The organism is Stenotrophomonas sp. YJH_SMC_43 (genome assembly GCF_059372535.1).
Genome location: NZ_JCAFVQ010000001.1, coordinates 243,294 through 255,088 on the forward strand (window position 1 = coordinate 243,294; position 11,795 = coordinate 255,088).

Consider the following 11,795-nt stretch of genomic DNA (forward strand, 5'->3'; position numbering starts at 1 on the left):
AATATGCGCAGCCTGAGTTGTCACTGCAGCGGTTCAGCCAGAACATCGTTGCGGTAGCCCTCCTCGAAAGAGCAGGGCAGCAGTTCAAGCACTTCCGGTGCGGGGTGGAGCAGTCTGGCAGCTCGTCGGGCTCATAACCCGAAGGTCGCAGGTTCAAATCCTGCCCCCGCTACCAACATCGAGCCGGCGCCAACCGGTCTGATGAATGAGGGAAAGCTTGCATGTTTTGAAGTTATCGCTCATAATTCCGCTTCTGATGCGGGGTGGAGCAGTCTGGCAGCTCGTCGGGCTCATAACCCGAAGGTCGCAGGTTCAAATCCTGCCCCCGCTACCAAGTAAAGAAATCGCCTTCGAAGTCCTGCTTCGAAGGCGTTTTTCTTTGGGGCGGTGCTCGATCCGCCGGGCATGGCCCGGCGCTACCCGTACGCCGCACGGTGGTAGCGCCGGGCCATGCCCGGCGAGCGCAGCGGACGCTTCGGGGTAGCCCCGCACCTTGCACCAGCGCGGTGCAGCCGCTATCATCAGCGACCTAGCAACACCCCTGAAGGTGGCCTCCCCAGCGGGAGTCCAGACCCGGAAGGAGGGCCGCAACCGGCAGGCAATGCGGGTTGCAACCGGAATCCAGTCACCGGAGTCTTTCCGGAAAAAGGGGCCCAGCGGGCCCTTTGTCGTTTCCGGGGCGTCATGTTTTCACGCCGGCCAAGGCCGGCACCCAACCAAGAGATCAAGGCAGGCTGTGAGCGACAAGGCAACCGACATCGCGAATCTGCTCGCCCCGACCGTCGTGTCGCTGGGCCTGGAGCTGCTGGGCGTTGAGTATCTGCCGGCCCCCGGCGGTGCGACCCTGCGCCTTTACATCGACGTGCCGCTGGCTGAACAGCCCGAGCGCATCATCAATGTCGACGACTGCGAGCGGGTCAGCCGCGAAGTGTCGGCGCAGCTGGACGTCGAAGACCCGATCAGCGGCAATTACACGCTGGAAGTGTCCTCGCCGGGCGTGGATCGCCCGCTGTTCAACCTGGAGCAGTTCGCCCGCCACCAGGGTGAATCGGCCAAGGTCACGCTGAAGCTGCCGCAGGACAACCGTCGTCGCCTGCAGGGCCGTATCGAGGCGACCGACGAGGCCGCTGGCACCATCACCTTCATCGTCGACAAGACCGAAGTGGTGGTGTCGGCCGACAACATCGACAAGGCACGGATCATGCCCGACTGGGTGGCGCTGGGGCTGGCCCCGAGCAAGCCGACCGGTCCGGCACCGAAGCGTCCGAAGCCGAACACGAATTCTTCTTCCAACGAGCCGGCGGCAAAGAAGCCGCGCGCGGAGTGAGCCAATGAGCAAGGAACTGTTGCTGGTAGTCGACGCAGTCGCCAACGAGAAGGGCGTGCCGCGTGAAGTGATCTTCGATGCCATCGAGGCCGCCCTGGCCTCGGCAGCGAAGAAGCGCTATCCCGACGAGGAAGTGCTGACCCGCGTGGTCATCGACCACAAGGATGGCAGCTACGAAACCTACCGCCGCTGGGAAGTGGTGGCCGATGACGTGGTCATGGAATCGCCGGATCGCCAGATCCGCCTGATGGACGCGGTCGATGAGGCCGAAGGCGTGGACGTCGGCGACTACATCGAAGAGCAGATCGAGAACCCGGATTTCGGCCGCATCGCTGCCCAGGCCGCCAAGCAGGTCATCGTCCAGCGCGTGCGCGAAGCCGAGCGCCAGCAGGTCGTGGATGCATGGAAGGATCGCGTGGGTGAGCTGATCACCGGTGTGGTCAAGCGCGCCGAGCGCGGCAACATCTACGTCGACCTCGGTGGCAACGCCGAAGGCTTCATCCCGAAGGACAAGGGCATTCCGCGCGACGTGCTGCGCGCCGGCGACCGCGTGCGCGGCTACCTGGCCGAAGTCCGTTCGGAACCGCGTGGCCCGCAGCTGTTCATCAGCCGTGCCGCCCCGGAATTCATGATCGAGCTGTTCAAGCTGGAAGTGCCGGAAGTCGGCCAGGGCCTGGTGGAAATCAAGGCCTGTGCCCGCGATCCGGGCGACCGCGCCAAGATCGCCGTGCTGGCCCACGACCAGCGCACCGATCCGATCGGTGCCTGCATCGGCATGCGCGGTTCGCGCGTGCAGGCCGTGTCCAACGAGCTCAATGGCGAGCGCGTGGACATCGTGCTGTGGAACGACAACCCGGCCAACTTCGTCATCAACGCGATGGCGCCGGCCGAAGTGCAGTCGATCATCGTTGATGAAGACAAGCACTCGATGGACCTGGCTGTCGCTGAAGACCGCCTGGCCCAGGCGATCGGCAAGGGCGGGCAGAACGTGCGCCTGGCCAGCCGCCTGACCGGCTGGCAGCTCAACGTGATGACCCAGGACCAGGTCACCGCCAAGTCGGAAGCCGAGCAGGCGTCGGCCCGCCAGCTGTTCATGGACAAGCTGGAAGTGGACGAAGAGATCGCCGGCATCCTGGTCAGCGAAGGCTTCGGTACCGTCGAGGAAATCGCTTATGTCCCGGTCGGCGAACTGCTGGCCGTGGAAGGTTTCGACGAAGACATCGTCGAAGAGCTGCGCGCTCGTGCCCGCGATGCGCTGCTCAATGAGGCCCTGGCAGTCGAAGAAGGCCTTGAAGACGGCCAGCCGGCGCAGGACCTGCTGTCCCTGAAGGGCATGGACGAAGCCACCGCATATGCGCTGGCCGGCCACGGCGTGCGTACCAGCGAGGACCTGTCCGACCTGGCCGCCGACGAGGTCATGGACTTCGGTATCGAAGGACTGGATCAGGCGCGCGCCGCTGCGCTGATCCTGGCCGCCCGTGCCGAAGAGATCGCCCGACTGGAACGCGGCGAATGAGCCGGCAATGAACAGGGCCCTGAGCCGCTCAGGGCGTAGAATCCGCGCCACCTCCAGATGCGGGGGGGCGCCCACAAGATCATAGGATCCGAATGTCGCAGCAAACCACCATCCGCAAGCTTGCCGAACTGGTCAACACGCCGGTCGAAAAACTGCTGGAACAGCTGGCCGGTGCCGGCATGAAGTTCAGCGGTCCCGACCAGGTCGTGACCAGCTCCGAGAAGGTTAAGCTCCTGGGCTTCCTTCGTCGTTCGCACGGCAAGCCCGAGCAGGCCCCGGAAGAGACCGATCAGTCTGCAAAGAAGATCACGCTCAACCGCCGGAAGCAGCAGGAAGTGACGGTCAATTCCGGTCGCAGCAAGACGACCGTGAATGTCGAGGTGCGCCAGAAGCGCACCTACGTCAAGGATGGTGCGCGCGCCATGACGCCGGACGAAGAGCGCGCCGACATCCTGCGCAAGCTGGAAGAGTCGCGTGCCCGCAACCTCGCCGAACAGCAGGCCTTGGCCGAGAAGGATCGTCTGCGCGACGAAGCCATCGTCCGCGCCCGTGAGGAAGAGATTGCAGCCAAGGAACGCGCAGAGGCCGAGAAGAAGGCTGCCGAAGAGGCTGCGGCTGCCGCCAAGGCTGCCGAGGCACTGGCCGCCACCAAGCCCAAGCGCGCTCCGATCGATGAAACCGCGCCGCGGCCGCCACGCACGCCGGCCGCCGCTCCGGCTGCGCCGCGCAGTGCGCCGCCGCCGCCGCGCAACGACGACCGCAACAACCGCAGCGCGCCGCGCAACGAGCGTGGCCCGGGCGATCGTTTCGCCGGCCAGATGCACCTGTCGGCTGCCGACCGCGCGCGTCGTGGCAACAGCAACAACAGCAACACCCGTGGTCGTCCGGGCGGGCGCAACCAGGCGGGTGGCCGTCGCGACATGTCGCGCGGTGGCAACAATGCCGGTCCGCACGCCTTCGAGCGTCCGACCGCGCCGGTGGTGCGTGAAGTGGCGATCGGCGACACGATCACCGTGGCCGACCTGGCGCAGAAGCTCGCGCTGAAGGGCGGTGAGGTGGTCAAGGCGCTGTTCAAGATGGGCGTGATGGCCACCATCACCCAGTCCATCGACCATGACACCGCCGCGCTGGTGACCGAAGAACTCGGTCACAAGGCAATCCGTGCCAATGACAACGATGCCGAAGACGCACTGCTGGCCTCGACCGGTGAAAACCAGGGCGAAGCCACCCAGCGTCCGCCGGTGGTCACCATCATGGGCCACGTCGACCACGGCAAGACCTCGCTGCTGGATTACATCCGCCGTACCAAGGTCGCCACCGGCGAAGCCGGCGGCATCACCCAGCACATCGGTGCCTACCACGTGGATACGCCGAAGGGCGTGATCAGCTTCCTGGATACCCCGGGCCATGCTGCCTTCACCTCGATGCGTGCCCGCGGCGCCAAGCTGACCGATATCGTGGTGCTGGTCGTGGCCGCCGATGACGGCGTCATGCCGCAGACCAAGGAAGCGATCCAGCACGCCCGTTCGGCGGGTGTGCCGCTGATCGTGGCGATCAACAAGATCGACAAGTCCGACGCCGACCCGATGCGGGTCAAGAACGAACTGCTGTCCGAGCAGGTCGTGGCCGAAGACTTCGGTGGTGATACCCAGATGGTGGAGATCTCGGCCAAGACCGGCCTGGGCATCGACGACCTGCTGGACGCCATCTCGATCCAGGCCGAGCTGCTGGAGCTGAAGGCCGTCGACGAAGGCCGCGCCTCGGGCGTGGTGATCGAATCGTCGCTGGACAAGGGCCGCGGCCCGGTCGCGACCGTGCTGGTGCAGCAGGGCCGCCTGAAGAAGGGCGACTACCTGGTGTGCGGCATCCAGTACGGCCGCGTGCGTGCGCTGTTCGACGAAACCGGCAAGCAGCCGGAGTTCGCCGGCCCGTCCATCCCGGTGCAGGTCCTGGGCCTGTCCGGCGTGCCGGAAGCCGGTGACGACTTCGTGGTCGTCGAGGATGAGCGCCTGGCCAAGGACGTTGCCCAGCAGCGTGAGACCAAGCGCCGTGAATCGCGCCTGGTGGCCACCGCTGGCAGCCGCATGGAAGACATCATGGCGACCCTGGGCAAGGGCGAGGGCCAGCAGGTCCTCAACCTGGTCATCAAGGCCGACGTGCAGGGTTCGGTGCAGGCCTTGAGCCAGGCACTGGTCGCGCTGTCCAACGACGACATCCGCATCAACGTGATCCACTCCGGCGTGGGCGGCATCACCGAATCGGACGCCAACTCGGCGGCTGCTTCGAAGGCCACCGTCATCGGCTTCAACGTGCGTGCGGATGCTTCGGCCCGTCGCATCATCGAATCCAACGGCGTCGACTTGCGTTACTTCTCGATCATCTATGACGTGATCGATCAGGTGAAGCAGGTGGCCTCCGGTCTGCTGGGCGTGGAGATCCGCGAAGAGATCATCGGTATCGCCGAGGTCCGCGACGTGTTCCGCAGCTCCAAGCTGGGCGCCGTTGCCGGCTCGATGGTCATCGAGGGCGTGGTCAAGCGCAACAAGCCGATCCGCGTGCTGCGCGACAGCGTGGTGATCTTCGAAGGCGAACTGGAATCGCTGCGCCGCTTCAAGGAAAACGTCGAGGAAGTCCGCAACGGTACCGAATGCGGTATCGCGGTGAAGGCCTACAACGACGTCAAGCCGGGTGACCAGATCGAGTGCTTCGAGCGTATCGAAGTGCCGCGCACCCTGTAATGCTGCAAGGTGGCCCGACCAACGGTCGGGCCCTACCATGTACCTGTAGCGCGCGACCGTTGGTCGGGCGACAATCGAATCAAAGGTAGCGCCCAACCGTTGGTCGGGCGACAACTGAACCAAGAGCTCCTCGTGCCCAAGACTTTCCATCGAACCGACCGTGTCTCCGCCCAGCTGCGCCGTGAACTCGGCACCCTGGTGCACAACGCCGTGCGCGAGCATGGGTTGCCCTCGGTGAGCGTGTCCGACGTGGAAATCACCCGCGACATGGCCCATGCCAAGGTGTTCGTCACCGCGCTGATGCCGGAACGTTCGGCTGAAGCCGTGGCAGGCCTGAAGGAGCTGGGCTACCGCCTGCGCATGGATCTGGCCCGCGCGATGAAGCTGCGCCACGTGCCGGAGCTGCATTTCCACTACGACGACTCGGTCGACCGTGGTGAGCACATCGACAACATCCTGCGCGACCTGCCCGATACGCTGGCCGCGGAGAAGCGTCGCGAGAGCGACGAAGAATAAGCCAGCGCCGGGCCCATGCCCGGCGTCTTTTCATTCTGACCGTGCGAGGCCGGACGCTGGCCGCGCTTCGCGCTCGCCGGGCATGGCCCGGCGCTACCCGTATCTGTCATGACCCGAATTCAGTTCCGCCGCCTGGATGGCATCCTGCTGCTCGACAAGTCGACCGGCATGAGTTCCAACGCCGCCCTGCAGGTGGCTCGTCGCCTGTTCCGTGCCGAAAAGGGCGGCCATACCGGCAGTCTCGACCCGCTGGCCACCGGCCTGTTGCCGCTGTGCTTCGGCGAGGCGACCAAGATTGCCGGCCTGCTGCTCGGCTCGGCCAAGGCCTACGACGCCGAGATCATGCTGGGCCAGACCACCGACACCGACGATGCCGAAGGCCAGGTGCTGCTGCAGCGCCCGGTGCCTTCGATCAGTGCCGAGACCCTGCAGGCGGCGCTGGCGCCGCTGACCGGCAGCATCCGCCAGCGCGCCCCGATCTATTCGGCGCTGAAGCAGGGCGGGGAGCCGCTGTATGTGAAGGCCCGCCGCGGTGACGTCATTGAAGCGCCGGAGCGCGAGGTGCAGGTGCACGCCATCGAGGTGCTCGAGCAGCAGCCGGAGCGGTTGCGGCTGCGTGTGACCTGCGGCTCGGGCACCTATATCCGCAGCCTGGCCCGCGATCTGGGCGAGGCGCTGGGCTGTGGCGCGCATATCAGTGCGCTGCGCCGGCTCTGGGTCGAGCCGTTCCGTGAACCGGCGATGGTCACCCTGGATCAGCTGCGGGCGATGGTCGAGGCGGGTGACGAGGCGGGCATGGACGCGCTGCTGCTGCCGCTGGCGGCCGGCCTGGCTGAATACCCGCGGGTCGACCTCGATGCCGACCAGGCCCACCGCTTCTGCGTCGGCCAGCGCCAGCGCGATCTGTCGTGGCCCCGTGGTCTGGTGGCCGTGTTCGGTCCGGACGATGCTGTCCAGGGGTTGGGTCAGGTCGATGACAGTGGCCTGCTGGCTCCGCAGCGTCGTTTCAACCTCTGACCGGGCCCGGACGGTTCAGCCCCGGACCTTGTTCCGAGGCCCCCCGACCGTTACAATTTCGCGGCCGTTTTCCGGCAGCCTGCCTCGCGCAGGTTTCATCCTCGTAGTCCACGGCGAGCCTGGCGGTGCGCGAAGCGCGTTCCTGCCGGCCACGCATCACAGAGAAAAAAGAAATGTCGATCGACACCCAGAAGGTCATTGAAGACAACAAGCGCAGCTCGGCTGACACCGGCTCCCCGGAAGTCCAGGTTGCACTGCTGACCGCCCGCATCGAACTGCTGACCGGCCACTTCAAGACCCACAAGAAGGACCACCACAGCCGCCGCGGCCTGCTGCAGATGGTCAACCGCCGTCGCAGCCTGCTCGACTACCTGAAGAAGAAGGACGTCGAGCGTTACAAGGCCCTGATCGAAAAGCTTGGCCTGCGTCGCTAAGCAACGAATCCCCCGCGGCGCAGCGATGCGCCGCGGTTTTGTTTTGTAGCACCGCAATCCCCGATTCAGGCCGGAACGATCCGGCCACCCGCTGGCGGCAAGGGTCGCCGACGGTCCAAATTCGCAGACAGCATCCCCAAGGACACCCTCCGTGGCAAAAATCACCAAAACCTTCCAGTACGGCAAGCACACCGTCACGCTCGAGACCGGCGAAGTCGCCCGTCAGGCCAGCGGTGCCGTCATCGTCAAGATGGACGACACCGTACTGCTGGTCACCGCCGTCGCCGCCAAGAGCGCGCGCGAAGGCCAGGACTTCTTCCCGCTGACCGTCGATTATCAGGAAAAGTTCTACGCCGGCGGCCGTATCCCGGGTGGTTTCTTCAAGCGTGAAGGCCGTGCGACCGAGAAGGAAACCCTGATCTCGCGTCTGATCGACCGTCCGATCCGCCCGCTGTTCCCCGAAGACTACAAGAACGAAGTGCAGATCATCGCCACGGTCATGTCGCTGAACCCGGACGTGGACGGTGACATCCCGGCCCTGATCGGCGCCTCGGCTGCCCTGGCCCTGGCCGGCACCCCGTTCATGGGGCCGATCGGCGCTGCCAAGGTCGGTTACAAGAACGGCGAGTACATCCTGAACCCGACCGTCAGCGAACTGGCTGACTCGCAGCTGGAACTGGTCGTCGCCGGCACCTCCAACGCCGTGCTGATGGTTGAATCCGAAGCTGCGCTGCTGTCCGAAGAAGTGATGCTGGGCGCCGTGACCTTCGGTCACCGCGAGATGCAGAAGGTCATCAACGCGATCAACGAGCTGACCGTCGAAGCCGGTACCAAGCCGTCGACCTGGGAAGCCCCGGCCAAGAACGACGCGCTGATCGCCGCCCTGAAGGAAGCCATCGGCCCGCGCCTGGGCGAAGCCTTCCAGGTGCGCGACAAGCTGCAGCGCCGCGACGCCATCTCGGCAATCAAGAAGGACGTGGTCGAAGCCCTGGCAGGCCGCGTGGCCGCCGAAGGCTGGAACCCGGCCGAGCTGTCGAAGGAATTCGGCGAGCTGGAATACCGCACCATGCGTGACTCGGTGCTGGACACCAAGGTGCGCATCGACGGCCGTGCGCTGGACACCGTCCGCCCGATCACCGTGAAGACCGGCGTGCTGCCGCGTACCCACGGCTCCTCGCTGTTCACCCGCGGCGAAACCCAGGCCATTGTGACCATCACCCTGGGCACCGCCCGTGACGGCCAGGTCATCGACGCCGTTGCCGGTGAGTACAAGGAAAACTTCCTGTTCCACTACAACTTCCCTCCGTTCTCGGTGGGTGAGTGCGGCCGTATGATGGGCCCGAAGCGCCGCGAAATCGGCCACGGTCGCCTGGCCAAGCGCGGCGTGCTGGCTGTCATGCCGTCGCTGGAAGCCTTCCCGTACACCATCCGCGTCGTCTCGGAAATCACCGAGTCGAACGGTTCCTCGTCGATGGCCTCGGTCTGCGGTTCCTCGCTGGCCCTGATGGACGCCGGCGTGCCGGTGAAGGCACCGGTTGCCGGTATCGCCATGGGTCTGGTCAAGGAAGGCGAGCGCTTCGTCGTCCTGTCCGACATCCTGGGTGACGAAGATCACCTGGGCGACATGGACTTCAAGGTGGCCGGTACCGCTGAGGGCATCTCCGCCCTGCAGATGGACATCAAGATCGAAGGCATCACCGAAGAGATCATGAAGCAGGCCCTGCAGCAGGCCAAGGCTGGCCGTCTGCACATCCTGGGCGAAATGGCCCACGGTCTGACCGCTCCGCGTGAAGAGCTGTCGGACTACGCGCCGCGCCTGCTGACCATCAAGATCCACCCGGACAAGATCCGCGAAGTGATCGGCAAGGGTGGTTCGACCATCCAGGCCATCACCAAGGAAACCGGCACCCAGATCGACATCCAGGATGACGGCACCATCGTCATCGCATCGGTCAACGCCATCGCTGCCCAGGCCGCCAAGGCCCGCATCGAGCAGATCACCTCGGACGTCGAGCCGGGCCGCATCTACGAAGGCAAGGTCGCCAAGATCATGGACTTCGGTGCGTTCGTCACGATCCTGCCGGGCAAGGACGGTCTGGTCCACGTGTCGCAGATCTCCAGCGATCGCGTCGAGAAGGTCGGCGACGTGCTGAAGGAAGGCGATGTGGTCAAGGTCAAGGTGCTGGAAGTCGACAAGCAGGGCCGTATCCGCCTGTCGATGAAGGCCGTGGAAGAAGGCGACGCCGTCAGCGCCGAATAATCGGCGGTGGGTGTCAACCTTGCTTGGTTGACACGCTCCTGGAATCGCTGAAATGAAAAAGCGGGCTTCGGCCCGCTTTTTCTTTGCCTCGAAGTTGCGAACAACCGCTCACCCAGGTCGCCGCATGTCCTGCTGCGGTGCATGAGAGGCGCTACGCAGCCATTGTTCTGTCACCGTTGCACGGATCGCGCCTGTCCATCGGACGACATGCCACGACATCGGTCCCACAGCCCCATCGGTTTGCTAACGTGGCGGCGCCTTCGAACCGGGAGATTCCATGTTCCGCCAGACTGTGGCCGTCCTTGCCGTACTGATTGCCGGCGCCCTGCCCATTGCCGCGCACGCTGCGCCCGCACAGCCGCCGATCTTCGGTGCCTACTACCCCGGTGGTTCCGCCGAGCGCTATCCGGTGTCGAGCATTCCGGCCGAGCGCCTGACCCACCTGTTCTACGCGTTCTCGACCATCGAGGACGGGCGCTGCACGATCGGTGCGGAAGCGCCGAAGAATTTCGCGGCACTGGCCGAACTCAAGAAGGCGCATCCGCACCTGCGCACGCTGATTTCGATCGGCGGCTGGGGCGCAGGCGGGTTCTCCGATGCGGCACTGACCGAAACCAGCCGCAAGCGCCTGGTCGACTCATGCATGACGCTGTTCTTCGAGCGCCATGCAGGCAGCTTCGATGGTGTGGACATCGACTGGGAATTCCCGGTCAGTGGTGGGCCGAAGGAACTGGCGCACCGCCCGCAGGATCGCGCCAACCTGACCCGGCTCGCGCAGGCGTTCCGCGTGGCACTTGATGCGCGCGGTCGCAAGGCGGGGCAGCCGATGCTGCTGACCGCCGCGCTGGCCGCCGGTCGCCTGCAGACGGATGGCCCCTACGATCCGGCGGCGAGCTACGACCTGCCGGCGCTGGCCAAGGTGTTCGATTTCATCAACCTGATGAGCTACGACATGGGCACCGGCTTCTCGGCGGTGTCGACCTTCAACGCACCGCTGCTTGAGGTGGCGGCCGATCCACTGGCGCCGGAGCTGCGCCGTTGGAACAACGTGGCCGGTGCCGTGCAGTTTTACCGCGACCACGGCGTACCGGCCCACAAGCTGGTGCTGGGCGTGCCGTTCTACGGGCGCGGCTTCAAGGTTACAGGTGATGCCCCGGATGGGTTGTACCAGCCCTACAGCGCACCGGCCGATGCAGGCGACTGGCGGGTGATCAAGGCGCGCTATCTCGACCAGCCGGGCTGGACGAAGCACTGGCAGCCGCAGGCGCAGAGCCCGTGGCTGTACAACGCCGAACAGAAGGTCTTCATCAGCTATGAAGACCCGCGCTCGATCGGGCTGCGTGCGCAGTTCGCCCGCGAGCAGGGCCTGGCCGGTGTATTCATGTGGGAGCTGACCGGCGACGACGAGCAGGCCAGCCTGCTCAACGCCATGCTGGGCCCCTGGCAGAAGGCGCGCATCGGCGATTGAGCTGCATCAGGCGATGCCCGGCGCAATGCCGCAACGCCATCGGCCCAACCCCGCACAGCATGTCCACGCCCGCAGCGTTACGCTGCGGGCATGATCCATCTCGAACGCCTGGACCATCTGGTCCTCACCGTCGCCGACATCGACCGCAGCTGTGATTTCTACCAGCGCGTGCTCGGCATGCAGGTCGTGCGCTTCGGCGCGGGACGTACCGCGCTGCAGTTCGGCCAGCAGAAGATCAATCTGCATCCGGCCAGTGCCCCGCTGCAGCCGCATGCGTTACGACCCACGCCGGGCAGTGCCGACCTGTGCCTGGTCACGCTTACGGCGACAATCGATGTGCTGGCACACCTGCAGGCGCAGGCCGTCGCGGTGGAGGAGGGGCCGGTGGCCCGCACCGGCGCACTGGGTCCAATCGAATCGGTGTACTTCCGCGACCCGGATGGCAACCTGATCGAAGTCAGCCGCTACCTGGACCCAGCGCACCTGCTCCGGTAGCGCCGGGCCATGCCCGGCGAAGGC

Annotated in this window: 9 protein-coding genes and 2 tRNA genes; all 11 read left to right on the plus strand. The window is 65.4% G+C overall.

Annotated features, from left to right (window positions below; translation table 11 throughout):
* Positions 1 to 98: 98 nt before the first annotated feature.
* Positions 99 to 175: transfer RNA gene (locus AC5QAH_RS01070), tRNA-Met, on the plus strand.
* An 82-nt stretch (positions 176 to 257) separates the two neighbouring features.
* Positions 258 to 334: transfer RNA gene (locus AC5QAH_RS01075), tRNA-Met, on the plus strand.
* A gap of 402 nt (positions 335 to 736) precedes the next feature.
* Entirely contained in the window at positions 737 to 1,327 is a 591-nt protein-coding gene (gene rimP, locus AC5QAH_RS01080; RefSeq protein WP_005410450.1) for a ribosome maturation factor RimP, read from the plus strand.
* A gap of 4 nt (positions 1,328 to 1,331) precedes the next feature.
* A complete protein-coding gene (nusA, locus tag AC5QAH_RS01085; RefSeq protein WP_006458580.1) occupies positions 1,332 to 2,843 on the plus strand; it encodes a transcription termination factor NusA in 1,512 nt (503 codons plus the stop codon).
* Between the two features lie 92 nt (positions 2,844 to 2,935).
* Positions 2,936 to 5,581, plus strand: coding sequence for a translation initiation factor IF-2 (gene infB, locus AC5QAH_RS01090; protein ID WP_010486450.1), 2,646 nt, complete (start codon positions 2,936 to 2,938; stop codon positions 5,579 to 5,581).
* A 132-nt stretch (positions 5,582 to 5,713) separates the two neighbouring features.
* The gene (rbfA, locus tag AC5QAH_RS01095; RefSeq protein ID WP_005410447.1) at positions 5,714 to 6,097 is read left to right on the plus strand and encodes a 30S ribosome-binding factor RbfA; all 384 of its coding nucleotides are present in this window, start codon (positions 5,714 to 5,716) and stop codon (positions 6,095 to 6,097) included.
* A gap of 108 nt (positions 6,098 to 6,205) precedes the next feature.
* Positions 6,206 to 7,114, plus strand: coding sequence for a tRNA pseudouridine(55) synthase TruB (truB, locus tag AC5QAH_RS01100; RefSeq protein WP_010486453.1), 909 nt, complete (start codon positions 6,206 to 6,208; stop codon positions 7,112 to 7,114).
* Positions 7,115 to 7,287: 173 nt separating this feature from the next.
* Positions 7,288 to 7,548 (plus strand): 30S ribosomal protein S15, encoded by a 261-nt coding sequence (rpsO, locus tag AC5QAH_RS01105; RefSeq protein WP_005410445.1) that lies wholly within the window; start codon positions 7,288 to 7,290, stop codon positions 7,546 to 7,548.
* A 151-nt stretch (positions 7,549 to 7,699) separates the two neighbouring features.
* The gene (gene pnp / locus AC5QAH_RS01110; RefSeq protein ID WP_019336892.1) at positions 7,700 to 9,808 is read left to right on the plus strand and encodes a polyribonucleotide nucleotidyltransferase; all 2,109 of its coding nucleotides are present in this window, start codon (positions 7,700 to 7,702) and stop codon (positions 9,806 to 9,808) included.
* 277 nt (positions 9,809 to 10,085) lie between these two features.
* Positions 10,086 to 11,276, plus strand: a complete 1,191-nt coding sequence (locus tag AC5QAH_RS01115) for a glycoside hydrolase family 18 protein (protein ID WP_049455698.1) — start codon at positions 10,086 to 10,088, stop codon at positions 11,274 to 11,276.
* 90 nt (positions 11,277 to 11,366) lie between these two features.
* The gene (locus AC5QAH_RS01120) at positions 11,367 to 11,771 is read left to right on the plus strand and encodes a VOC family protein (RefSeq protein WP_010486459.1); all 405 of its coding nucleotides are present in this window, start codon (positions 11,367 to 11,369) and stop codon (positions 11,769 to 11,771) included.
* Positions 11,772 to 11,795: the final 24 nt, after the last annotated feature.

Excerpts from the sequence above, each read along its gene's own strand:
- nusA (WP_006458580.1), top strand. The coding sequence starts at position 1,332 with ATGAGCAAGGAACTGTTGCTGGTAGTCGACGCAGTCGCCAACGAGAAG.
- infB (WP_010486450.1), top strand. The coding sequence starts at position 2,936 with ATGTCGCAGCAAACCACCATCCGCAAGCTTGCCGAACTGGTCAACACG.
- truB (WP_010486453.1), top strand. The coding sequence starts at position 6,206 with ATGACCCGAATTCAGTTCCGCCGCCTGGATGGCATCCTGCTGCTCGAC.
- rpsO (WP_005410445.1), top strand. The coding sequence starts at position 7,288 with ATGTCGATCGACACCCAGAAGGTCATTGAAGACAACAAGCGCAGCTCG.
- AC5QAH_RS01115 (WP_049455698.1), top strand. The coding sequence starts at position 10,086 with ATGTTCCGCCAGACTGTGGCCGTCCTTGCCGTACTGATTGCCGGCGCC.
- AC5QAH_RS01120 (WP_010486459.1), top strand. The coding sequence starts at position 11,367 with ATGATCCATCTCGAACGCCTGGACCATCTGGTCCTCACCGTCGCCGAC.